Origin of the sequence: Sphingomonas sp. PR090111-T3T-6A (genome assembly GCF_000383095.1) — a bacterium.
Lineage (GTDB): Bacteria > Pseudomonadota > Alphaproteobacteria > Sphingomonadales > Sphingomonadaceae > Solisphingomonas.
This window is the reverse complement of record NZ_AORL01000021.1, coordinates 1,036,252-1,056,944: the sequence shown is the minus strand read 5'-3', so window position 1 is coordinate 1,056,944 and position 20,693 is coordinate 1,036,252. Positions and strand designations below refer to the sequence as shown.

General features: G+C 66.8%; 35 protein-coding genes. 3 read left to right on the top strand and 32 right to left on the bottom strand.

Annotation, left to right across the window (positions count from 1 at the left end; genetic code table 11):
- Positions 1-111: 111 nt before the first annotated feature.
- The 18 genes from ST3T6A_RS0115215 to ST3T6A_RS21235 form a co-directional block, all read right to left on the bottom strand.
- Positions 112-1,227 (bottom strand): tyrosine-type recombinase/integrase, encoded by a 1,116-nt coding sequence (locus ST3T6A_RS0115215; protein WP_019833808.1) that lies wholly within the window; start codon positions 1,225-1,227, stop codon positions 112-114.
- Entirely contained in the window at positions 1,119-1,403 is a 285-nt protein-coding gene (locus ST3T6A_RS22270) for a helix-turn-helix domain-containing protein (protein ID WP_083937517.1), read from the bottom strand. The genes ST3T6A_RS0115215 and ST3T6A_RS22270 overlap by 109 nt, the downstream gene beginning before the upstream one ends.
- Complete coding sequence (locus ST3T6A_RS0115210; RefSeq protein ID WP_157602892.1) at positions 1,403-2,053, bottom strand: MT-A70 family methyltransferase; 651 nt, start codon at positions 2,051-2,053, stop codon at positions 1,403-1,405. The genes ST3T6A_RS22270 and ST3T6A_RS0115210 overlap by 1 nt, the downstream gene beginning before the upstream one ends.
- Positions 2,050-2,718 carry a hypothetical protein gene (locus ST3T6A_RS0115205; RefSeq protein ID WP_019833806.1) on the bottom strand — a complete coding sequence of 223 codons (669 nt, stop codon included), beginning with the start codon at positions 2,716-2,718 and terminating at the stop codon, positions 2,050-2,052. Before ST3T6A_RS0115205 ends, ST3T6A_RS0115210 begins: the two co-directional genes overlap by 4 nt.
- Complete coding sequence (locus tag ST3T6A_RS0115200) at positions 2,715-2,936, bottom strand: hypothetical protein (RefSeq protein WP_019833805.1); 222 nt, start codon at positions 2,934-2,936, stop codon at positions 2,715-2,717. The genes ST3T6A_RS0115205 and ST3T6A_RS0115200 overlap by 4 nt, the downstream gene beginning before the upstream one ends.
- Positions 2,933-3,160 carry a hypothetical protein gene (locus tag ST3T6A_RS0115195; RefSeq protein ID WP_157602890.1) on the bottom strand — a complete coding sequence of 76 codons (228 nt, stop codon included), beginning with the start codon at positions 3,158-3,160 and terminating at the stop codon, positions 2,933-2,935. The genes ST3T6A_RS0115200 and ST3T6A_RS0115195 overlap by 4 nt, the downstream gene beginning before the upstream one ends.
- Entirely contained in the window at positions 3,157-3,411 is a 255-nt protein-coding gene (locus ST3T6A_RS0115190) for a hypothetical protein (RefSeq protein ID WP_019833803.1), read from the bottom strand. The genes ST3T6A_RS0115195 and ST3T6A_RS0115190 overlap by 4 nt, the downstream gene beginning before the upstream one ends.
- Positions 3,408-4,295 (bottom strand): DNA adenine methylase, encoded by an 888-nt coding sequence (locus ST3T6A_RS0115185; protein ID WP_019833802.1) that lies wholly within the window; start codon positions 4,293-4,295, stop codon positions 3,408-3,410. Before ST3T6A_RS0115185 ends, ST3T6A_RS0115190 begins: the two co-directional genes overlap by 4 nt.
- Positions 4,292-4,540 carry a hypothetical protein gene (locus ST3T6A_RS0115180; RefSeq protein ID WP_019833801.1) on the bottom strand — a complete coding sequence of 83 codons (249 nt, stop codon included), beginning with the start codon at positions 4,538-4,540 and terminating at the stop codon, positions 4,292-4,294. The genes ST3T6A_RS0115185 and ST3T6A_RS0115180 overlap by 4 nt, the downstream gene beginning before the upstream one ends.
- Complete coding sequence (locus ST3T6A_RS0115175) at positions 4,537-4,758, bottom strand: hypothetical protein (protein WP_019833800.1); 222 nt, start codon at positions 4,756-4,758, stop codon at positions 4,537-4,539. The genes ST3T6A_RS0115180 and ST3T6A_RS0115175 overlap by 4 nt, the downstream gene beginning before the upstream one ends.
- A complete protein-coding gene (locus ST3T6A_RS0115170) occupies positions 4,758-5,183 on the bottom strand; it encodes a hypothetical protein (RefSeq protein WP_019833799.1) in 426 nt (141 codons plus the stop codon). Before ST3T6A_RS0115170 ends, ST3T6A_RS0115175 begins: the two co-directional genes overlap by 1 nt.
- Before the next feature lie 2 nt (positions 5,184-5,185).
- Positions 5,186-5,467, bottom strand: coding sequence for a helix-turn-helix domain-containing protein (locus ST3T6A_RS0115165; RefSeq protein ID WP_019833798.1), 282 nt, complete (start codon positions 5,465-5,467; stop codon positions 5,186-5,188).
- Complete coding sequence (locus tag ST3T6A_RS22065) at positions 5,467-5,820, bottom strand: GapR family DNA-binding domain-containing protein (protein WP_019833797.1); 354 nt, start codon at positions 5,818-5,820, stop codon at positions 5,467-5,469. Before ST3T6A_RS22065 ends, ST3T6A_RS0115165 begins: the two co-directional genes overlap by 1 nt.
- Before the next feature lie 56 nt (positions 5,821-5,876).
- Positions 5,877-8,600: a toprim domain-containing protein gene (locus tag ST3T6A_RS0115155; protein WP_443024273.1), complete on the bottom strand. Its 2,724-nt coding sequence runs from the start codon at positions 8,598-8,600 to the stop codon at positions 5,877-5,879.
- Between the two features lie 93 nt (positions 8,601-8,693).
- Complete coding sequence (locus ST3T6A_RS20350; protein ID WP_019833795.1) at positions 8,694-9,023, bottom strand: ogr/Delta-like zinc finger family protein; 330 nt, start codon at positions 9,021-9,023, stop codon at positions 8,694-8,696.
- The gene (locus tag ST3T6A_RS0115145) at positions 9,023-9,502 is read right to left on the bottom strand and encodes a hypothetical protein (protein WP_019833794.1); all 480 of its coding nucleotides are present in this window, start codon (positions 9,500-9,502) and stop codon (positions 9,023-9,025) included. Before ST3T6A_RS0115145 ends, ST3T6A_RS20350 begins: the two co-directional genes overlap by 1 nt.
- A complete protein-coding gene (locus ST3T6A_RS0115140; RefSeq protein ID WP_019833793.1) occupies positions 9,499-9,774 on the bottom strand; it encodes a hypothetical protein in 276 nt (91 codons plus the stop codon). The genes ST3T6A_RS0115145 and ST3T6A_RS0115140 overlap by 4 nt, the downstream gene beginning before the upstream one ends.
- A complete protein-coding gene (locus tag ST3T6A_RS21235) occupies positions 9,771-10,079 on the bottom strand; it encodes a transcriptional regulator (RefSeq protein WP_083937514.1) in 309 nt (102 codons plus the stop codon). Before ST3T6A_RS21235 ends, ST3T6A_RS0115140 begins: the two co-directional genes overlap by 4 nt.
- Positions 10,080-10,163: 84 nt before the next feature.
- Between ST3T6A_RS21235 and ST3T6A_RS0115130 the strand changes: the two genes are divergently transcribed.
- Both ST3T6A_RS0115130 and ST3T6A_RS0115125 read left to right on the top strand, forming a co-directional pair.
- The gene (locus ST3T6A_RS0115130) at positions 10,164-10,823 is read left to right on the top strand and encodes an XRE family transcriptional regulator (protein ID WP_083937513.1); all 660 of its coding nucleotides are present in this window, start codon (positions 10,164-10,166) and stop codon (positions 10,821-10,823) included.
- Between the two features lie 32 nt (positions 10,824-10,855).
- Positions 10,856-11,653: a hypothetical protein gene (locus tag ST3T6A_RS0115125; protein ID WP_157602888.1), complete on the top strand. Its 798-nt coding sequence runs from the start codon at positions 10,856-10,858 to the stop codon at positions 11,651-11,653.
- Between the two features lie 13 nt (positions 11,654-11,666).
- Here the strand turns inward: ST3T6A_RS0115125 and ST3T6A_RS0115120 are convergent, their stop codons facing one another.
- From ST3T6A_RS0115120 to ST3T6A_RS22170, 12 genes are all read right to left on the bottom strand, one after another.
- On the bottom strand, positions 11,667-11,972 hold the full coding sequence (locus ST3T6A_RS0115120) for a thermonuclease family protein (protein ID WP_235785804.1): 306 nt from the start codon (positions 11,970-11,972) through the stop codon (positions 11,667-11,669).
- Between the two features lie 74 nt (positions 11,973-12,046).
- Entirely contained in the window at positions 12,047-12,439 is a 393-nt protein-coding gene (locus tag ST3T6A_RS0115115) for a type II toxin-antitoxin system HicB family antitoxin (protein WP_026359750.1), read from the bottom strand.
- Positions 12,440-12,477: 38 nt separating this feature from the next.
- Positions 12,478-12,666 carry a type II toxin-antitoxin system HicA family toxin gene (locus tag ST3T6A_RS0115110; RefSeq protein WP_019833787.1) on the bottom strand — a complete coding sequence of 63 codons (189 nt, stop codon included), beginning with the start codon at positions 12,664-12,666 and terminating at the stop codon, positions 12,478-12,480.
- A 77-nt stretch (positions 12,667-12,743) separates the two neighbouring features.
- Entirely contained in the window at positions 12,744-13,751 is a 1,008-nt protein-coding gene (locus tag ST3T6A_RS0115105; RefSeq protein ID WP_019833786.1) for a contractile injection system protein, VgrG/Pvc8 family, read from the bottom strand.
- Positions 13,748-14,122, bottom strand: coding sequence for a phage tail protein (locus ST3T6A_RS0115100; RefSeq protein WP_019833785.1), 375 nt, complete (start codon positions 14,120-14,122; stop codon positions 13,748-13,750). The genes ST3T6A_RS0115105 and ST3T6A_RS0115100 overlap by 4 nt, the downstream gene beginning before the upstream one ends.
- On the bottom strand, positions 14,122-16,545 hold the full coding sequence (locus ST3T6A_RS20345; RefSeq protein WP_019833784.1) for a phage tail tape measure protein: 2,424 nt from the start codon (positions 16,543-16,545) through the stop codon (positions 14,122-14,124). Before ST3T6A_RS20345 ends, ST3T6A_RS0115100 begins: the two co-directional genes overlap by 1 nt.
- A gap of 3 nt (positions 16,546-16,548) precedes the next feature.
- Positions 16,549-16,674, bottom strand: coding sequence for a GpE family phage tail protein (locus ST3T6A_RS21230; protein WP_019833783.1), 126 nt, complete (start codon positions 16,672-16,674; stop codon positions 16,549-16,551).
- A 5-nt stretch (positions 16,675-16,679) separates the two neighbouring features.
- A complete protein-coding gene (locus ST3T6A_RS20340; RefSeq protein ID WP_019833782.1) occupies positions 16,680-17,003 on the bottom strand; it encodes a phage tail assembly protein in 324 nt (107 codons plus the stop codon).
- Between the two features lie 62 nt (positions 17,004-17,065).
- Entirely contained in the window at positions 17,066-17,581 is a 516-nt protein-coding gene (locus tag ST3T6A_RS0115080) for a phage major tail tube protein (RefSeq protein ID WP_019833781.1), read from the bottom strand.
- Positions 17,582-17,626: 45 nt separating this feature from the next.
- Positions 17,627-18,775 carry a phage tail sheath subtilisin-like domain-containing protein gene (locus ST3T6A_RS0115075; RefSeq protein ID WP_019833780.1) on the bottom strand — a complete coding sequence of 383 codons (1,149 nt, stop codon included), beginning with the start codon at positions 18,773-18,775 and terminating at the stop codon, positions 17,627-17,629.
- Positions 18,776-18,791: 16 nt separating this feature from the next.
- The gene (locus ST3T6A_RS0115070; RefSeq protein ID WP_019833779.1) at positions 18,792-19,154 is read right to left on the bottom strand and encodes a GPW/gp25 family protein; all 363 of its coding nucleotides are present in this window, start codon (positions 19,152-19,154) and stop codon (positions 18,792-18,794) included.
- Positions 19,151-19,285, bottom strand: coding sequence for a hypothetical protein (locus ST3T6A_RS22170; RefSeq protein WP_019833778.1), 135 nt, complete (start codon positions 19,283-19,285; stop codon positions 19,151-19,153). Before ST3T6A_RS22170 ends, ST3T6A_RS0115070 begins: the two co-directional genes overlap by 4 nt.
- A 153-nt stretch (positions 19,286-19,438) precedes the next feature.
- Here ST3T6A_RS22170 and ST3T6A_RS0115060 point away from each other — a divergent pair, with 153 nt between their 5' ends.
- Complete coding sequence (locus ST3T6A_RS0115060) at positions 19,439-19,732, top strand: hypothetical protein (RefSeq protein ID WP_019833777.1); 294 nt, start codon at positions 19,439-19,441, stop codon at positions 19,730-19,732.
- A gap of 11 nt (positions 19,733-19,743) precedes the next feature.
- Here the strand turns inward: ST3T6A_RS0115060 and ST3T6A_RS0115055 are convergent, their stop codons facing one another.
- Complete coding sequence (locus ST3T6A_RS0115055) at positions 19,744-20,295, bottom strand: phage baseplate assembly protein V (RefSeq protein ID WP_019833776.1); 552 nt, start codon at positions 20,293-20,295, stop codon at positions 19,744-19,746.
- A complete protein-coding gene (locus tag ST3T6A_RS21815) occupies positions 20,295-20,690 on the bottom strand; it encodes a hypothetical protein (RefSeq protein WP_019833775.1) in 396 nt (131 codons plus the stop codon). Before ST3T6A_RS21815 ends, ST3T6A_RS0115055 begins: the two co-directional genes overlap by 1 nt.
- Positions 20,691-20,693: the final 3 nt, after the last annotated feature.

Sequence of the window (20,693 nt, the reverse complement as noted above, 5' to 3'; positions counted from 1 at the left end):
CGGAATGCCAAAGCCCGCTAAGAGGCGGCTTCCGGCGCATGTGGGCGGTTAGCTCAGCGGTAGAGCGGCTCGTTTACACTGTCGCTGTGTTCAACGATCATCACGTTGAAATCACTTCCCTTTTTTGACCGACTTAGCCGGGACTTCGGGAATAGTCCGGGACTCTGATGCATCGAGCGCCCGGCGGATGTCGTCATCGCTCGCATGGGCATAGCGCAGCGTCGTCTTGATCGACCGATGCTTGAGCGCCTCCTTGGCAGCCGCCAGATTGCCCGTCGCCCGCAGGATGCGCGTGCCTCGCGTATGGCGGAGGTCGTGAAACCGGAAATTCTCCACCTCGGCGGCCTTTTTCGCGGCGGCCCAAGGGCGCCTGAGCACCTGCTCGGTCATGGGATAACGCTCTCCCCTCCGCCTCACTGGGTGCACGCGGCCGAGCTTGTCGGTGAAGCCGGGCTTGGTGCGCTGAGCGACATAGGTGAAGACGAAGCCGGCGGCCGGCAGCTCGGTCGCACGAGGCTGGTTCGCTATCGTGACAACCATCTCTTGGGTGAGCGGCCGCTTCACGACGTCCCCGCCTTTGATGCGGGTGGTGGCGATCGCCGCGTTCATGTCGACATCGGACCAGCGCAGCCCCATCACCTCGCTCATCCGCCATCCGGTCTTCAAGGCGAACAGACAGAAATCGTAGAGGTCCGGCCGCAGATCATCGATCTGCTCGAACAGTGCAGTTTCTTCGGTCGCGCTCAGCTCGCGCGGGTCATTGTTGGGCACGTGGAGGCGCAGGGCGCCCCAATCCGGCATCTCGCCTACATCGAAGCGGCTCTTCTGCGCGTGGCGCCAGATCGCACGCCAGTCGTCGATTTCGCGGTTGACGGAGGCATTCTCCCGTCCGTCGCGGCGACGCGCCACCAGGCCGAGAAGGTCGCGCTGCGAGATCTCCGACAACAGCGTCGCCGGGGCGAACTCGGCGAGTAGCACCTTGATGCGGGTTTCGACGTTTCGCCAGGACGGCTTGGCACCCACCTTGTCTTCATAGAGCCCGGACGCTTCGTCGAGGGTGATCGGCGGGCGCTCCTTCCCGCCGTTTACCGCCTTCGCGCGTTCCTTTTCCTCATAACTCAGCGCAGAGCGTTTGGTCTTGAGCCCCGTCGAGCCGTGAAAGCGACGACCTTTCCAGACGAAGTCGAAGTGGAAATACGGCGAGTTTTTCGGCTTGTAGACGGACATTCTGGAGCCTTCCGGGCGCGGCTGGCGACAAATTCGTCACAGTCCTCGGGCCGGTATCTGATTTTTCGGTCGGTGATGGCAACATAGCGGATGGACCCTTCGCGCCTGAGCTGGCGAAGGGTCTTCGTACAGACATGGAGCCGCTTGGCCGCCTGTTGGGGAGTGAGAAGCTCCATCAGGCATTCACCGCGAAGCGGTCGACGTCGTTGCCCCAGACGTCCCAGCCTGGACGCCGCTGGCGGCCGAACAGCTCAGCATAGGGGCCGGGATAGAGGCGCTCGACGTCTCCATGGAGCTGATCGGGCTTCCGGCTGTGCTCGCGCACGGGCGCCACGATCAGGTTGCGGATCGATCGAGACTGGACGCGAGGGCGACCCCGCGTGCCGAGAAGGTAGAACTCGGCCGCCGATCGGAAACAATATCCTGTGCCGAACGCCCAGGCGGCGCCAGTCGACGACTGCTTCGCCCATGATCCCGCGCTCTTGAAGGCGAAGCCCCATGCGTCGAGAAGCTCGAACGCCTGGTCGAGCATCGGTGCCGTCGCCCACATGAACAGGGCGCAGTCCGGCGCGGCGAGTTCGGCGACCGGTAGCTCGCGGAGGTCCGCCGTCGGCATGCACGGATAGTGATCGATCGCGTTCTTCTTCGATCCCGCAACAGACCAGTTGTCGTAACGCCAAGGCGGATCGGCGATGATCGCACCGTAGCGGCGTCGTCCGAGACCGTGAAACGGCCATGAGGGCGGCGCAGCCAACGCGAGGTCGGGGAAGAGATCGTCCTGCCCGACGAGCATGGTCGGCGCGCTCCTGCGGCAGCGATCGCTCATGCGACGGCCCTCACGTCGAGAAGCTGGCCCCACTGGTCCGCCAGTGCGTCAGCGAGGCCCGGATAGGTTTCGCTCCGCTTGCGTGCGCGATCCTGCGCATGACGCCCCCAGCCACTATGCCGATGCACGCGGCTCCATGCCTTATGCTCGGAAGTGCCGGGCTTTGGTGGTGTCAGGCGCTTGGTAGGCACCAGCTTGGTGAGGTTGATCAACTCGAAACCGGTCGCCTTAAATGCCGGCTCGCCGAACCACCACGGCTGAACGAACTGCGTAATGCCTCGTTTGGTCAGCTCGATCGCATGGCCATGCATAATCGGGTTCTCGATGGCACGGCGCGCGATCTGGCGCGCGTCGCGCAGGTGACGATAGAACGCCGCTGCCTGACGCAGCTCATGCCAGCGATCAGGATCTGGCCCGTTGACCTTCTTTCCCCCGATGTAGAGCCACTTCGCGCCGGAGTTGCACAGCACCGTGCAGGGAGGGTGCATCACCGCGAGCAGATCCCAGCCGTCGTCGAGATGGTCGCGAAGATCGCCGCGAATATGGCGGTTGCTGCGATCGTCCGCCGGCGCCAAGTCGCAGGACCATGCATCATAGCCCCGAGCCTCGAAGGCGCGCCGAACGACACCCGAGCGCTCGCAGCCTACAAGTACGCGCGCGTTCATTGGCCAACCGCCTCCGCACGAATGTAGGCGGCATCCTGCGCGCGCATAACAATCTCGACGGCCTTCTCGATCGTCTCGATCCGGACGCCGCCGTACCGGGCGCCATCGAGGAGGCCGGCGGCGTAGCGCGCAGCTTGATCTCCGGAGAAGGCGGTGATGGCCTCTACCGCCTGAGTGGCGGCCGCATAGATGGCGGTCTCGAAGTCGGCGCCCGTCACGCGGCGCCTCCCACCACCCGCCATTCGGTGTGGCAGCCCGGTCCCCAATTCTTGCTGGCGACGATGCCGGTCGCTTCGAGGCGGAGCAGCCGCCGGCGTACGGACGCCGTCGTGATTCCGAGACACCCGTGTTCCAGTTCGAGGATGTTCTTGATCACATAGGTAAAGATGCCAGCGGGCCGCGCACGCATGGCTATCAGGATCTGTTCGTCAGTGGGCCTCACGCCTGATCTCCGGTGATCCGGTCCGCGAGCGCGGCCGGGCTGTTCTGGAAATGGAATTTTCGGGCTTCGAGGACGTTGGTCGACCACGGGCCGAGCCCGTCCTCCCGGCGACGCGCCCATGTGTCGGTGATCGCCTCGCGCAGCGGTTTCGGCGTCGCGAACCAATGAGCGCGGCACATCAGCATGCCGCGCCTAATCGGGACGTCGCAGCCGGTGACGGCGCAGGCGTTCGGCTCGGCTGCGCGCTTCATGCCGCCACCTCGAACAGGTCGGGTTGCGCCATCGCAGCTTGAGCAGCTGGATTGATCCAGAGCACCTCGGTGCGTTCTCGAGCTCCGTCGGCGAACGCGGCACGCTCGATGCGACGCCATCCGATTAGCTGCTCGTCATAGAGGTTGGACGGATATCCCGAGAGCACCACCATGCCTTCGAGGCCAGCAAGGGCTGCAAGGAGCGGCAGATGCTCCTCGGTGCTCATGTCGTGGACGTAGACGTGATATCCTTGTCCGCGACGCCGGTTCCCGCTCGATCGCGTTTCTGGGAGATAGGGCGGATCGACATAATGAAGGGTGGTGGGTCCATCGTGCGCCCGCATTACCTCCACCGCGTCGCGGTTTTCGATGACGACGCCCGCGAGCCTGTCGACTAGATCTCGCAGGGCGCTCGGATAATTCACCCATTCGTGCGCCGGCGTGCTCCCCGAGCGGTTAGAGTTGGCGCGAAAGCCCGTCCGATAGACACCATTCGTGCCGTCGCTGCCGAAGCCCATGAAGCTCCGCACGATAGTGCGACGTGCATCCTCCACCGGATCGCCGGCGGGCTGATATGCTTCGAGGAACTCGTCGCGCGCGAACGGAGTGAGCTCGAGCGACTGAATAAGCCGAGAGGCCGCCTCGCTGTCCCTAAGCACGCGGAACAGATTAACGAGCGTCGCGTCGAGATCGTTGTAGATCTCCGCATAAGTGCGGGGCTTGCGAAGCAGGACGGATGCGGCACCACCAAACGGCTCAACATAGCAGCGGTGAGGGGGCAGATGCTCGATGATCCAGGGCGCGAGCCGCCACTTGCCGCCATGCCACCGCAGAAGGGGCCGCTTCAGATCGTCTTCGCGCTTGGTGGGAGGGGCGGCGATCACGCATTGCCTCCCAACTCGTCGACGATCGCGATCGTCGCGCGAAGCCCGTTCGCGTTGCCCTGCTGGCGGCGGCCGGAACCGGGCTTGCGGCCGTCGCGCTTCAGCCCGAGTTCGGTCGCTGCCGCGTAGATCGCCGTCTTGCTGCGACGGCGCAGCAGCGGAAGGCACGCCCTCACGCCGCCGGCCGGATAGTGTTGCGCGAGAATGCGCAGTTCGGGATAGGTCCAGAAGGCCCGAGGGGTCACAGGGCGCCTCCCACGAAGGCGACGATCGAGGACCAGTTGTCGGCGATGCCGACGAACAGGCACAGGGCGATGCCGAGCCAGAGGCCGACCTTGAGGGCCATGAAATCGCCGGGTTCCGCCGCGTCGGCGAAGCGTTGGCCGAGCGAGCGCGTCTCCGGGTGGCAGCACTTGCACCAGGCGGGATGGACGGAGGCGGAGGGGAAGCGTTCGTGGCGCATTACATCCTCCCCCCGTTCGCGAGATCCGTCTCGCAGCGGGTGCAGAAGGCCGGCTGCTCTTCCGACCAGCGCAGGTCGTTGCCCTGCCTGTCGAAGCCGCCGGCCCACTCGTCCCAGCCGCAGCGCCGGCACAGGCGCGGGTGCTGCTCGGCCGGATCGTCGGCGAGCTGGGTGTAGATCCCCGGATCGAAGGGGAAGGCGCGGACGAGATCGAGGTCGCGCACCCGCTTGATGCGGACTCCGGGCCGCTCGAACATGCGCAGGTTGTTCTCGACATCCTCGCGATGATCGTGGTGCTGGTAGAAGGGCTTGGCGGCCTCCGCGATCGTCAGGCCGGCCGAACGCCGGCGCATGCGGACATATTCCCATGGGCGGATCGGCGCGGCGGGCTGCTCCGGCACGCGCTGAACGACGGCATGCTTCATGCTCATTCTCCTTCGATGAGACGGATGGTTCGGCGCGCGGCGAGCTGGCGCAGCTCGGCGCGGTCGAAGGGGACGGCCTGTTGCAGGCGGTCCAGAAAGGCGGGGGTGGGGACGTGCTTGTCCTGCTCGATCAGGTCGATCAGCGTGTGGTTGAACCGCACCCAGCTCTCGTTGAGCGAGATCGCGCGGGCGACATCGAGGGCGCGGAGTCCGGCGGCTTCGCGGCAGCGGCGGAAATAGTCGCCGGGCGTCGCCGGAGGCGCGAGGACGATGCGGGAGGCCATCAGTTGAGCCCCAGCGCCGTCTTGTAGGTGTCGAGGATCGCCTCCTCTTCGTCGCGGAGATTCTTTTCCTTCTTCAGCAGCGCGATGATCGCCTGCATGCCCTTCTTGTCGTAGCCCTGCGACTTCGCCTCGAGGAACACGTCGCTGACGTCCGCCTGCATCTCGGCGATCTCGTCCTGAAGGCGCATGATGCGTTCGATGAACAGCTTCAGCGCCTGGGCGGCGGCCTCGGGGTTGGCGTGGATCGGATCGGGCGCCGGGCGCGCCTTGCGCTTGACCTTCCGCGCCGGCGCGGCGCTGACGGGAACCATCTTGTGGACGACACCGCCCTTGCCATCGGGAACGGCGGCCATTCGCATCGGAACGGCGGGCGAGTTGGGGTGTGGCTGCATGGCTGCGCTCTCGGAAATCAGTCGTTGAGGAGGTGGGCCGGGCGTTCGAAGCACCAGCAGTTGACGGTCTTGTTCGTGCGGGAATTGACCGGCTTGTTGTCGATGAACTTGCGGGTGCGGCTTCCCTTGAGGAGCCGCTTCAGCTCGGTCATTCCGCCCTGACCGGGGAGGCGGAGATTGTTCGCGGCGACGCGCTGCTCGAACTGGACGAGGTTGATGGCGATGATCGTCCGCACGCGGCTATGGTCGAGCGGCATCGCCGTCTCGGCCGTCTCCATCGCGAGGAGATGGTCGAACAGCTCCCAGAACTGATCGACGTGCGGATGGTCATGCTCGACCAGGCGCTGCCGGGTGGAGAGCATGTCGCGGATGAAGGCGTGGGTGGCATCCGCCGCCGCGTCCGGGATGTTGGTCACCACCAGCCGCATCGCGTCGAACATCGCGGCGAGCTGCGCGTGGTTCTTCGCCAGACGATCGTTGCGCACGCCCTTCTGGACGAGCATCTCGGCATAGTGGTGGCGGAAGCGCGTGGTGTAGCGCTCCAGCACCTCGGCCTCGCGGCGGACGGCGTGGACGATGAAGCCCGACACGTCGTCGCGCTCGAACCGCGTGATCTGCTCGGCCGCCGTGCGGGTGTTCGGCCCCCAGCCGGCCTTGTCGAAATGCACGCCCATGATGCGCTCGCGCATCGCGTCGGAGGCATCGACCGGATGATTCTGCACGATGGCGATCGCGCCCCGGAAGGGTGGCTCGAACGTCTCCATGCCGCCGTTGGCGATGGCCCGCGTGCGCACGGCGCGGCCGTTATAGGCGGTCTTCAGCTCGTCCCACTCGAACCGGCGGCTATGCGGCGCGTCCTGATTGCGATCGCCCTCGATCAGCACGACGGGCAGGTTGCCGACCTGCCCCAGCGTGCGGGCGATACCGGCGTTCGTCGCCTTGGTGGGGTCGAAGCCCTCATAGTTGCCGACGCGGCCGAGCAGCTTCCAGAGGAAGGCGATCAGCGTGGTCTTGCCGGTGCCCGGCGGGCCGGTGACTTCGAGGAACCCGAGGCTCTCCTGCGCCGCGCGGATCTGCTCGGCGAACAGGGAGGCGAAGTAGAAGGCGGTGACGACGAGGCCCTTCGGCCCCCAGGCATCGATCAGCGGAGCGACCCAACCGAGATTGAGCTTGTCGGGATCATAGGCGATGCGGAGCAGGCGATCGGCGGTGCGCAGCTTCACCGCCTGTTTCCCGAAGACGAAATAATCGTCCTCGTTGAGCTTCGCGACCTTGCCGTTCGACACGCCGACGTCGCCGAGCAGATAGGCCTTGTGCTCGATCGAATAGCCGGTGAACTGGATGGCCTCGACCATGCGGATGGTCGCCCACTGGCGCTGCATCAGCTTGTCGAGCTGGCCTGTCGAGCCGGTCCACTGCGCACCGGGGGCGACCGACGACAGGCGCTTCTTGAACTCGGCGCCGGCCGAGCAGGCGGCGCCCGAGAAGGTCGCCTTCACGGCATCGCGGCGCGGCCGCCCGGCCTCGCGCGGGAAATCGACGCGGAAGAAGTACGCGCCCTCGTCCATGTTGGCGTCGCGCTGGAAATAGAGGGTGCGGAAGGTGCAGTTCGCCAGCTCGGAGATGTCGGCCGCCTGACGCGCGGCGGCGTCCCACTGCTCCTCGTAGGACAGGGCCGCGAAGTCGGCGCTGGTGTCGACGAGGCCTTCGCGAACCTGCTCGATCCGCTCCAGCGAGAAGGTCGCCCACAGCTGCCGCTGGTTGTAGATCAGCGGGAAAGAGGCGGTCTTGTGCCGCTTGTAGATGAGGAACGCCTTCTCGTCGGCCGATGCCGCGATGGTGACGTCGCCGTTCCAGCGATATTCCTCGAGCTGGTCGGCGCCGAGCCGGCCGGCGAGATGGAGATCGTTCCAGTCGCGCTTGTCCCCCTCGCCATCGGGGCGGACCTGCGCCGCGCCGGCGGTCCAGCCATCGGCGCGCGCCTGCTTCACGAACTTGCGCGTGAACTCGACGCCGGCGGCGCCCTGGTCGAACGCGAAGATCAGCTTCGGCCCGGCGCCGCCGGCGTCGGCGACGGCCTTGCGCAGCTCGGCGAGGCTCGCGGCCGGATAATTGTTGCAGGACATCGCCGAGACGGCGAGCACGCCGGCCTCGTGCAGCCCGATCGCGTCGAAGATGCCCTCCGCGATCCAGATCTCGGACGCGGCGGCGAGCTGGGCCATGCTGACGGCCGGGTGCTGCCACCAATGGCCGGCGAAGCTCTTGCCGTAGGCGAAGGTGGCCTTCTTGTCGCCGAACCGGCCGGGCTGGTCGATCAGGCGTTGCCACCATCCGCCGCCGGGGAGCGGAAAGCGGACGGTCGCCGAGCCGATCCGGAGATCCGGATCGCGATAATATTCCTGCGTGTAGGAGCCCTTCAGCGGCGCGATGTTGAAGCCGCGGGCGCTGCGCAGATAGGCGTCGGCGGCGGCATTCGGTTCGCGCTCGGTCTGCTTGTGGCGCTTGGACCAGTCGTCGAAGATGTCCGGGTAGAGCTTCTTCGTCTCGCCTTCCCAGGCGCATTTCTCGATCCGGCCGCAGCGCAGCACCCACGGATGGGACGCCGGGGTGAAAAGCGAATCCTTCGCCTTGCACTCCGGGCAGCGGCCCTTGCGGAGATACTGGCCCTGCTCCTTCAGGCCGTAATCCCGCTTCAGCCGGGCTGTCACTTCGTTGAGGAGATCGTCGCGCAACGGGCACACTTTCGTCAGGCAAGGCGGGGGCGTTCCCGGCAGCGGGGGTGCTGCTGCCGGGCGGGGCGTTCAGTCGTGGGGTCCGGTCAGTGCCGGCGGGGATCAGCCGGCTTCGGTCGATCCGGGGCTATGGCCCGCGTCGTTCGCCGCCGCCGGCACGTCCGGCACGGCCGGATCGTTGGCCGGCGCCGGCGTCTTCACGCGGGGGCTGAGGGGCAGGTTGAGGTCGGCGCGCGGCATGGCGCTGGGCGAGATCGTATGCACGAAGCACAAGCCGGCCTTCCAAGTATGGCCGCACAGGATGTTCGTGCACTGGAAGTAAAGCTCGTCGTAGACGGGCTCGATGGTCTTGCGGTCTTCGAGGCGGGCAGTGCTTCTGCAATGCGGGCATCGGGACCGGAGGCGGCGGACGCGGGAACTGGACTCGGACATCAAAGCGGACCCCCAAAGGACACGTCGCTCCTCCGCCCACTACGGAGGGTGGCGATCGTGTTGGTGAGGGCGTCAACGGCTTCGACGGCTTCCTTCTCGGCGATGGCGCGGTCGGCTTCTGTTGCACCCGGTCTCGTTGCGGCGACGAGGGCGGCATGCGCCTCCCCGCCTTCCCTGATGGCGATGACGGTCTTGCGCGCCAGCTCCTCCGTGGAGGCCAGCGCGGCGATGTTGTCCGCCTGAAGGCGGAGCGCGTAGCAAGACAGGAAGGGGGCGCCATCGCCGCCGGCCTTCGCATAGGCGGTATCCAGCGCGAGCGCGGCGTACATGCTGATCGCGGCGGGAATTTCCACCTCGCTCCAGGCGCGCACCGTGCGCTGCGAGCGGCCGCAGATCCGCGCGACGGATCGCCAGCCGATATGGCCGGCGACCTTGGCGATCGCCGCCTCGAAGGAGAGGGTGGGGCGGGGCTTGGTCATGCGTAGACCTCGCTCGATCCGTCGTCGATCTCGCCGCGCTGGACGATCGGCGCGTTGCCTATCAGCGCGCTCACGAAGCGGAGCCGACTCCGAATGTCGTCGACAGCCTCAGCAGGCGAGAGTTCACCCGCCGTGCCGAACACCGGCTCGCGAGCGGAGGTCGGCGTCCCGGCTTGGTAGAGCACCATCATCAAGGTGAAGGACGAGCCTACGACCGAGGGCGTTTCGACCAGGCGATAATGCCAGCCGTCTGAGACCGGAGCGCGGCTCATTGATCGTTGTCCGGCTGCAAAATGTCCGGCCGATCGCAGGGGACGGAGTTCGGCTGTTCCGCTACCGAAATAACCGAGGCAACGGGAGCAGATTCACGTGGGTAGAGGTCGGGACGGAGATCGTGGCGCGAGACACCTGTCGCTGCTTCGACAGTGAACACATCCTCCGCCCAAAGAGCGAGGCCGCTGCGCAGGCGATCGGAAATCGTTGATTGTCGGCGGCCGATCAGCCTGCCGAGGGCAGACTGTCCACCGGCAGCTTTGATTGCGAGGGTGAGCCCCCGATCACGATGTTCTCGTTCCATGCCGCCTTCTAACGAGAAGTCGTTAGATCGTGCAAGCGAAAACTACGAGGTGCGCTCTAACGATTATCCGTTAGGTATTCAGTTGTGAGCTTAGGGGATCGTATCGAGCGGCGTCGCATTGAGTTGGGCCTTTCGCAAAGCGAGGTCGCCCGGCGGGCGGGGCTGCGTCAATCGACGTTTGCATCAATCCTGAAGAGCCCCTCCCAGACCTCGAAGCATATCCATGCCATCGCGCAGGCCCTGCAAACGAGCACCACATTTTTGGCGGGCGAAACTGACGATCCGAGCTTTGGCGCATTGCCCGCGCCGACGGCCGATATGGTCGCTGAGCAGCTCGACGCCGTGCGGGTTCCGCATTTGTCGCTGTCCTACGCGATGGGCGGCGGGGTGCTGATTGAGGAGCCAGTCGTGCTCGGTCACTTCGCCGTGCCGCGCGAGTGGCTGCGCGGCCGCATCGCCGGGCGTATCGAGGATGTCGCGTTCATTATGGGCGAGGGGGAGTCGATGTTCCCCACCATCAAGGATGGCGACATGCTGATGATCGACCGAGCCCAGCGCACAGTGCGCCAGCAGGATCAGATTTTCGCGCTCGTCAAGCACGACGTCGGCATGGTGAAGCGTCTCCGTCGCACCCGCGACGGCTATGAAATCCTCTCCGATAATCCGTCCGTTCCGCCGGATCGCGCCGACGACGGCGAGATGACGATCGTCGGCCGGGTCATCTGGGTGGGTAGTTGGAAGTAAAGGCTGGGTCCGGCCTGTAGGGGGTGTTGTTTATGCACGACGTTACGACGCCGGCGCGCAGGGCTGCGCGCGGCGCTATTCTTGTTGCCGGCTGGATTTGGTGCGGGTGCCTCGCCCTCATCGCGATCGCAGCCTGTACGAGCGGATCTTGGAAGCCGCCGGTCCTGATCGCACTGGCTTCCGTTCTAGCCGCTCCGCCGATCGGCGCGCGTCTCGCGGCAAAAGGGGTCGCGGGCTGGATGCGGATTGTCGCGTCGATCGTGCTGATGATCGTTGGTATCGTGCTTGCTCCGGATTTCGGAAAAACGCCGGAGAAAGCCAAGTCCGACAACGCCCCGGCGTCCGCGCCCGCCCCGGTCGCGCGATCCTCCGCGGATGATAAGAAGCTGCTCACGGCGCAGACCATCCATCTCTATCGGGATTTCATCGACCAAGCATCGCAGTGCGACAAGGCGTGGGGAGTCGCCTCGGACGCGCTTCAGGGTGGGAACCCCTATAGCGCCTATGCTCCGGTGAAGGAGGCAAAGGAGACCTGTTCTTCGGCGAGTGATGCCATCGGCCGCATGTCCCCGCCGGAAGCAAGCAGCGGGAAAGCGCGGGATGAGTTCGCGAAGGCACTGAAAAGCTGCTCCGATGCCTACATGGTCGGCAGCATGGCGTTCGATAAAACGCTCGGTGTCTTGGACGGCAATGGCAAGCCTTCGGCTGTCAACGACGTGACCGAGACAATGAAGGCGGCCTTCGGAGGCAAGCTGATGTGCATCACCAGTTTCATGGGCGCGGCCGGCGACGCTGGCGTGCCGCTCGATACGCTGGTGAAAGCGAAATAGCGCGTAATGCCAATCAGCGGCGGGGCCAGCGCACTGCGAAGCCCTGCCGCACCTGCTCCTCGCCCAGATCGATGCCGTTGACCGTGCAGCGGACGACGGACCGGCCATAGCGGTCGGTCGACTGGAAGCCGGGAATGCGGGGATCGGCGTCGACCACTCCGCACCGCACCGGCCCGAGCGACACCAGGCGCCGGAGATTGTCCCGTGCCGCGATCGCGCGGCCTTCGTCGCAATCCGCATAGACTCTGGCGGCACCCCGGCAGCGAGGCGATCCCGACAGCTCCGGCGCGTCGATCCGGGCGAGGCGCATCGCCTTCATGCCCTCGCATCGGATGTAATCGCCGTCGTGGACGAACGGGGCGGGGCAGGCGAAGGCCGGGGGAGGAGCCGCGATCATGCCGTGGCGAGCGCCGCCAGTTCGCGTCGCGCAGCCGCCGCAAGAAAACCGGAACGATTGCCGGTCACGCGGTCGATCGCGGCCACCAGCCCGTCATCCATCGTCACCTGAATGCGAACCGACTTGCCCGGCCGATCGGCACGAACGAGGATGCGGGCGACCTCGTCCACCTCGGGATCGCGCTCGATCGCATCGAGGGAAGACGGGTCGGCGATGGGATCGCCATGCTCGGCCGACACCGCGAGATGGCCGGCGATGGCCTCCTCGGCGTTGAGAGCGGCTTCCTGCACGGTCGCGCCGGCGGAGGTGCAGCCGGGCAGATCGGGGAAGAAGACGCTGAAGCCATCGGCGGCACGCTCGATGATCGCGGGATAGTGAACGGTCGACACATTGCCCTCCATGGCGTGTGTGGTCAGGGCGCTCCGGCTTACCGGAGCTTTACCCCACTTTGCTTCTCGATGCTTTTCAGCGTTCCGATGGCCATCTCCGCCTTGGGGTGGGGGACGGTGACGGTGCCGGGCCGCGTCGGGTGGCGGAACTGTTTGTGGCTGCCGCTCTGCCGCACCTCGGTCCACCAGGCCTTTTCCAGCTTCTTGATGACTTCGGCACTGCGCATCGGTTGCTCCGCTCTTATGTGTGTATCAATACACACTGACGAACCGGCTTGCAAGTGGCGATGTGTATCGGTGTGTATTATTTAGTCTCAAGGCGGAGGGAGGTTTCCAGCCCGGCGTCAGCGCTCATGGTGTGGGTCGCCTCGACGATCAGCCACTTCCGGGACTGAATGGGGGGCGGGAAGCCGACCAGCTCGGCCGTGCGGTCGGGGAAGATTTCCGGGCGGCCGAGTGCGAGCGCGAGATCGAGCGACGCCGCGCCGCGCTGGATGCGGTTCCATTCCGAGGAGACGGCGGCCTTGGCGTCGGCCTTGGTCGCGAAGGTGCGATGGAGCCGCTTGTGGGTGCCGTCCGCCTTGCCGGCCGTCACGGTCTGCCGCTTGGCGCCGTCCTGATCGTGCCACGCGGCCGCGACGCCGTCATAGGCATCGCGGTTCACCTCGCCCATCCGGTAGCGGTCCTGATCGCTGGCGGCGATGGTGACGGCGGTGATCGGCTTGCCGCCGGCGGTGGTGCCCGCGCCGATCGGCGCGAAGATCAGCTTCCCCGCCTTGACCGTCGCGACCGCGTCGTATCGCCGCCCCAGCTCGCGGACGAGCGCCATGTCGCTCTTCGCCGTCTGGCCCAGCACCGGCACGGGGATCGACGCCAGCTCCGGGGTGATGCTGGGCGCGAGCTTGTTGGCGGCGGCCACCTTGCGCACCACCTCGCCGAGGGTGGTGTCGTGATAGGCGGCATCCTTGCGGACGCGGAACGCCGACGACATGTCGGCCGAGCGCGCGCGCACCGTCAGCACGTCTGGCGGCCCTTCGAGCGAGACCTCGTCGACCTTGAAGCTACCCTTGTCGACCATGCCGACGCGCACGTCACGCCCCTGCGCCCAGCCGAGCTGGACGGTCAGCAGCCTGCCGGCCTTCGGCCATGCGATGCGGCCGTCCGCGTTGTCGATCTCCAGCTCCAGCTCGTCGGCCTCGCCGCCGCGCTTCTCGGTGAGACGGAGCAAATTGAGCCGTGGCTGGATACGATCGGTGAGATCGGTGCCGTCCAGCGTCACCCGCATCTGGGCGATATTGGCGATGTCGGTCACGGCACGATCATCAGATCGATGGCGAAGTCGATCTTGCGGGGCAGGCCGATGTCGATCAGTTCCGACTTGCGCTGCTGAAGGCGCAGGATCTTGTAGTCGCCGCGCACTCGGCCGGTGCCCTCGACCAGCGCATAGGCCTCGCCGGTGTCGGCCATCTGCTTCAGCAGGTCGATCGACGAATAGGAGCCGGCGATCTCCGGCACGAGCGCGCCCATGATGCTCAGATCGGCCTGCCCGATGCCGAGGAACTGCGAGGCGGGGCGCGCGCGGAAGCGCGGAGTCGACGAGTGGCGCCACTCGTCGCGCTCCTCGATCTCCGCGAACGGCAGCGTGGTCATGTCGAACACGAAAAGGCCGAGGGCGGCGAGCATCAATCATCGTCCCGATAGGAGGAGCGGCGATCGGCTGCTGCGAGCCGCTGAAGCTCCTGATGGAGACGGCGGGCATCGCCGCGCGGATCTTTGTCGCCGGGCGCCGCGTGATAGTGGAGTTCGATCGGCCGCATCGCGTGGCCGGGGCTTGCCGGCGAGCCTTGGGCGGACCGTGCGGCGGCGGCCGGGGACACCAGCGGCTGCACCGGCGCGATCGTGGCGACGGCGGCCGTCGCGACGGCGCCGGCGACGCGACCGATCGCGCGGACGGGATGCGCGGCCGTGCGATCGATCCCCTGCGCGAGACCGGCGGTGAGGAAGCCGCCGGCCTCGGCGAAGACGCGGCTGGGCGAATGGATGCCCAGCTTCGCACGGAACCAGCCGATCACCTTGTCGCCGAGACCCATGATGCTGGCCTTGATCTGGGCGATACGACTCAGGATGCCGCCGGTGAGGCCATCGACGAGATGGCCGCCGATCGCCTTGAACTCGGTCCCCAGCCCGGAAATATAGGCGACGGCGCTGCCAATGGCGGCCTTGATGGTGCTCCAGTGCTTCACCGTCAGATAGGCGGCGACGCCGACCGCCGCGCCGATCGCGACGAAGGCGAGAACGAGCGGGTTGGCGAGGAGCATCAGGCCCGCCTGAAGCGCTCCCCGCGCCAGAAACAGCATGGCGACGCGCACGGCGCCGAAGATCTGCGGCAGGACGCGGAGGATGCCGAGCTTGTCGGCGGCGAACCGGAGATAACCCCAGCCCTTCACCACCTGACCGCCGACCAGGCCGAGACCGCCGAGCGTGACGAGGAGGCCGGCGCCGGCCGCGCTCACGCTGGCGATGCCCGCCGTGAGCTTGGGATGGGTCTGGGCGAGGATGGCGGCCTTGTCCGCCCAGCCGGCGAGCTTGTCCATCACCGCGCCCGTCGTCGGGAGCAGCGCGTTGCCGAGCGCGTGCGCGAGCGTCTGCGTCGTGGCGGCGAGGTGCGCCGCCTTGGCGTTGGCGTCGCCCATCCGCTGCGCGAAGTCGCGTTCCACCTCGCCGTTGGCGCGCAGCGCGTCGGCGCGGATCTGGCGATAGAGCGGCAGATTCTGGATCACCGACCGGAGCGCGCTCTGCGCCTGCTGATCCTCGAACAGGAAGCCCAGCTTCGCCGTGTCGCCCTTCGTCGCCTTGTTCGCCAGCTCCGCGATCGCCTCGATCGGCGACTCGCCGCGGGCGATCCCGGCCTTGATGGCGGCGGGCAGATCGACGCCGAATTTCTGGAATTTCTTGATCGTCTCCGGGCTGTTGATCTTGGCGAGGAGGTTCTGGACGTTGGTGGCGGCTTCGCTGCTCGTGCCGGCGCCCTTGCGCGCGACTTCGAGGGCGGCCGCGAGATCCGCGACGCCGGCGACGCCCTTCTGCCCCAGCGCCTGCGCCTGCGCGGTGAGCTGGGGGAAATACTGGGCCATGTCCTTCAGCTCGAAGGCGCCCGCCTTGCCCGCGACGGCCATGATGTCGAGCACCTTGCCCGTCTGCCCGATCGGCACCTTCAGATTGTCGAAGGCCGCGAAGGTGGACGAGGAGAGATCGTGGACGTCGGCCTTGTAGGCGGTCGCCGCCTTGCCGATCGGCTCCAGCATCTTGATCGCGATGCGGGGGTCGAGGCCCTTGCCCGCCAGATCGTCGAGGCCTTCCGCGAGGGCAGTCGGAGTCTGGGCCACCTTCGGGCCGAGCGCGTCGAGCTGCTCGCCGAGTTTGGTCCCGGCCTCCCGCGTCAGGTTCACCTTCTGCGCGATGTCCGTCATGCGCGACTGGAAATCCGCCGCGCTCTTCGTCGACGCCACCAGCGGCGCGCCCACGGCGGTTCCGGTCGCCAGCGCGGCGGTGCCGGCGTCGGTCATCTTCTGCCCGAGGGCCTGCGTCTGCTGGAACTTGGCCTGACGGTCGGCCGCCCGCTCCAGCCGGACCTCCTGCTCCCGGAGGCGCTGGTTCGCCTCGTAGGTGGCATGGGCGAGGCGATCCTCGCTGCGCGCGACGTCGGCAAGGTCGACGCCGGCGCGCTCCAGCTTGCCGCCGAGCGTCCCGATCTGGGTGCTCGTCCCGGACAGGCGCTGCTGGAGGCGATCGGCGGCCTTCTCGGCATTGGCCAGCGCCTTTTCCATGTTGCCGGTCGGCCCGTCGGTCGATGCGATGGCCTGCTTGAGGCGATCGATCTCCGCGCGCTCCTTGGCCATGGCGGCGGTGTCGGCCGAGAAGCGCTGCTCCAGCGCCTTCAGCTTTCCGATCTGGCTCTGCGTCGCGGTGAGTTTCGCCAGCTCGGATTTCGTCCTGGCGACGTCCGTGCCGAGATCCCGCGCGCCCATGCGCAGCGCGCGAAAAGGCGCGAGCGCCTTGTCGAGCACCGCGAACTTGATGAGCAGCGAGAGATTGCGGTCGGCCATGGCCTAGCTTTCCTTGGGGCCGTGCCGGGCGATGGCCTTGTCATGCCAGCGCATGAGCTCGGCGATCGACATCGCGGCGCAGGTGTCCGGCGTCCAGCCGGGGAAGATGACGAACAGGTTCGCCTGCACGTCCTCTACATCGACTGGGAGAGCTGCTTCCTCATCGCCGCCACGGCATCGCGCCGCGCTTTCGTCAGCAAAAAATCCGTCACCACGTCGAAGATGGTGTCGAGGTCGGGCAGCTCGATCGAGGCGATCTCGTCGGGATCGAGCAGCGGGGTGGCGATGCGGGGCAGGAGGCGGCTGAGATCGTCGACGTCGAACATCTGGAGCTTGGCGAGGCTGATGCCGCCGCGCAGATCGCCGGTGACGGGCTTGCGGATCTGGAGGCTGGTCACAGCCGGCTTGTCGCCGACCTGAATGGGGGTTTCCAGTTCGACGGTGCGGACGGTGGGCATGGTCACGGTGGTGGGCTCCCGAAAGGGTGATGGTCGGCCGGCCTCGACGGGCCGGCCGGGGATCAGGCGAGGAGGAGGGCTTCGCGCAGCTCGGCCGCGCGATCGACGCCGTCGATGATGCAGATCGTCGCGAGGAAATCGATCTCGACCAGCACGCGGCGGTTCACGGACAACCTGTAATAGGAGCAGCTGGTCTTCACCGTCTGCTTGGTGTCGTCGCCGGCCTTGGCGTCGCCCATGTCGATTTCCTCGTGGCGGCCGCGCACGAGGATCTCGACTGAGTCATATCCGCCGGCGGTGTCGGACTGGTAGGCGCCGATGAAGCGGACCATCTCGCTATCGACGGTCGGCGATCCGAACCCCGAGAACAGCGCGGGGACGAAGCCGCCATATTCATGCTCGAGGTCGATGGCCTTCATGCCCTTGTCCCATTTGACGGGACCGAGCAGCCCGCCCCCCTTATATTCCTCCATATCGCGGGAGAGGACGGGGAGCTTCACCGTGCTGGCTTCGCCCGCGAAGGGCTGGCCATTCACGCCGACGAGCATTTTCTTGAGCTTGGAGGGGAGGGTGGCCATGGCCAATTCCTTTCGATGCGGGGCGGACTAGCGGGGAGGCGGCGATCAGCCGGAGATGCCGGTGCCGATCGTGGCGAGATATTTGTCGGTGATCCGCTGGTTGAGCAGGATCGCCTCGGCCGGGGGGCACGGGGTGTAGTCATAGTCGATCACCAGCTTCCCGGCCGCGAGCTGGGCCGCCGGATTGCTCGCCTCGTCGAACCAGGCGTTGGCGCCGATCAGCCGGCCGTCGCGGGTCAGGCTGCGGAAATCCGCGTTGATCGTGTCCACCACGTCGCGGATGAGCATTTTGCTCTCCGGCTTATCGACCGCCCAGGCGACGCCTTCGGCGATCGAGTCCATGAGTGCCTGCGCGGTGCGGACGGCGCTCTCGAACGCGAAGAGCGGATCGTCGGAGGTCGTGCGGTTGCCCCAGAAGCGATAGCCGTCGCGGCGGACGATGGTGGTGATCGGCGCGCTGTTGAGCAGGCCGGCGTCGTTGTCCGAGCTTTGCAGGTCGAAGAAGACGTCCTTCGACAGGCCGGTGACGCCGGCGATGCCGGTGTTCGACAGCGTCTTGTGCCAGCCCACCTGCTCGTCGATCGCGGCGCGCAGGCCGAGCGCGCGGGCGATCGCGTCCCCGGCGGCGGCGGACGTGTCCGGCCAGATGAGCATCAGCTCGCGGGCGGAGAACTCGTCGCGATAGGTGATCGCTGAGGCGACATCCTCGCCCTGCGCCGCGCAATAGGCGAAGCCGCGCAGCTTCTGGCCGAGGATCGCCAGCTCGGCGGCGACCGCCTGGACGTCGAGGCCGGGCGCGCCGAGGATGCGCGGACGGACACCAAGCTGCGCCTCGGCCGAGAGGAGGGCCTTGGCGCCGGTGTAGTTGCCGCCGGCGACACCGCCGACGACGTTGGTGGTGGTCTCCTCCGGCGTCTCGCCCTCCGGCACGCGCACGGCGACGATGATCGGCGAGACCTGATCGGAGATCGCTTCGAGCGAGCGGGCGAGCGTCCCGGTGTCGCCGGCCTTGCCGAGCGCAGAACGCACGTCGTCGATCAGCACCGCCTTGTTCGGCGGGAAGGTGTCGACGTCGGCGTCCGCGCCGGTCGCGAGCAGGCCGATGACGTTCGAGGAGATCTGCTGGATCGCACGAACGCCGGTGTTGACCTCGTTGACGCGGACGCCGTGGGTGATGGTGGTGGTGACGGGCATGGTGCCGGGCTTCCTTTCAGGCGGGCGCGGACAGGCGCAGGGGCAGGGTGAGGCGGGTGAGGCTGTTGCCGGCGGTGCGGTCGGTGCGCGTGCCTTCCAGCGACACGATGAAGGCGCCCGGCACATCGCCGAGGGCGATGGATATGCGGGTGAGGGCGAGGCGGGGCTCCCAGCGCTTCAGCGCGGTCGCCGTCGCCGCGTACATCCTGAGCTGGGTTGCTGGATTGAAGGGGGCGTCCGCCAGCTTGAACAGCGCGGAGCCATAGTCGCGGCGCATGACGCGCGTGCCGATCGGCGTCGACAGGATGTCGAAGATCGACTGGGCGAGATGCGCGTCGCCATCGAGCGGCTTGCCGGTATGACGGTCGACGCCGCTCATCGCAGGTCCATCAGGATCAGCAGGGCGGCCGCGCGCGCCGCCAGCACCTCGACGACAAAGAGCACCGCGCCGCTCGCGAGAGCGGCAGCGGTGCCCAGGACGAAGGTGCGGGTGGTGGAGTGGTGCCGCATGGCGCCGCACCGTGGCGCGACGATCGCCCGCGCGCGTGGGGGATGCGTCGGAGAGCTGGGCTTCCCGACGCGGCGTCGCCGGTCCTTTATTTAAGGGCGAAGGCCACCATATTCTGGGCGCCGGAATTATCGGGCCGGCCAGTAGGGGGTAATATGAGGCTGAACGTCGAAGGAGCGACCATCATCCGTCACGCTGATACGGATGTGGACCACAGCATTGTGTCAGAAGATCTCGATTGGCAGTGCGAGTCTGACGAGCGGGGTATGGGGCAGGAAAATCACTACATGGCAACCATGCTGCATCCGCAACTGGGATCGCTTTCATGGAGTGTCTACGAATATCCGATCGGCGTGCTTAATCTATACACCAAGGAGTTGGGCGGCCATTCGCTCGTTCAAGACTTTTCTGTGTCGCTTGAGCATGAAGAGGATGAACCGTGGGAGTGACCCGCTAGTCGCTATGGGAGGGGCGGGCCGGAATTATCCGTTCCCGCCTTTACCTGCTTGTGAAGGTGGTCGGCGAGGCTGATGCCCTTGCTCACAACGTCGCCATCGGCCGCTACGTCCTGCGACACGGCGAGGCGGCCGGTGATCTCGACATCGCCTTCGATGCGGACTCCGCCGTCAGCGACCAGGCGCGCGGTTGCACCAGCTGGCAGCACGACGTCGAGCGCATGCGCTTGCGGATCGTAGGCGACGACGGCGCCATCATCGAACTCGATCAGCTCGCGCAGGCTGTCGCCGGCGGCCGGATAGGCGGACGATCGGATTCCGCGCAGCGCGACGCCGGCGGCGAGTTCGCCGTCCGCGCAGATGAGCAGCACCTGCTCGTCCTTGCTGGGCGGCGACCATGTGCGCGTGCGGCCGGCGCGCATCTCGATCCAGCGGATCGGGCCGGAGGTGAGATCACCGGCCGTCACCGTGCAGGTCGCGGCGGCGAGATCCACGGAAGCGATGGTGCCCCAGCGGATGAGGTCGCCAAGGCCGCGCGGATCGTCGCCGCGATCCATCAGACGGCGGCCTCGGCCGAGATCGCGCCGGCGAGCTGGAGCGAGGCCTCGATACGGTCGACGCGGATGATGACGCGCCGGCAGTGGTCCGGGCGGCCGCCCAGCCTGACCGCGAGCCAGTCGATGATGGCTTCAGCGATGATCGCCCAGCGATGGCCCTTGATCGCCATGCGCCCGGTCTTGCTGGAGATCGTCTCGTACTGGCTGGGCGGAGGCCCGCCGAGCAGAAGATATTTCGGCGCGGCGAGCGTGACATAGGCCCACTGATCGAACGCGATCAGCCAGGCGTGGGCGAGGAGGCGGGGACGGTCGAACCATCGGCCGAGCACGAGGAGCAGCACGATGGCCATCGGCGGCGCCAGCAGCAGCGCGAGCAGGAGGGCGAGGGGGGACATGAC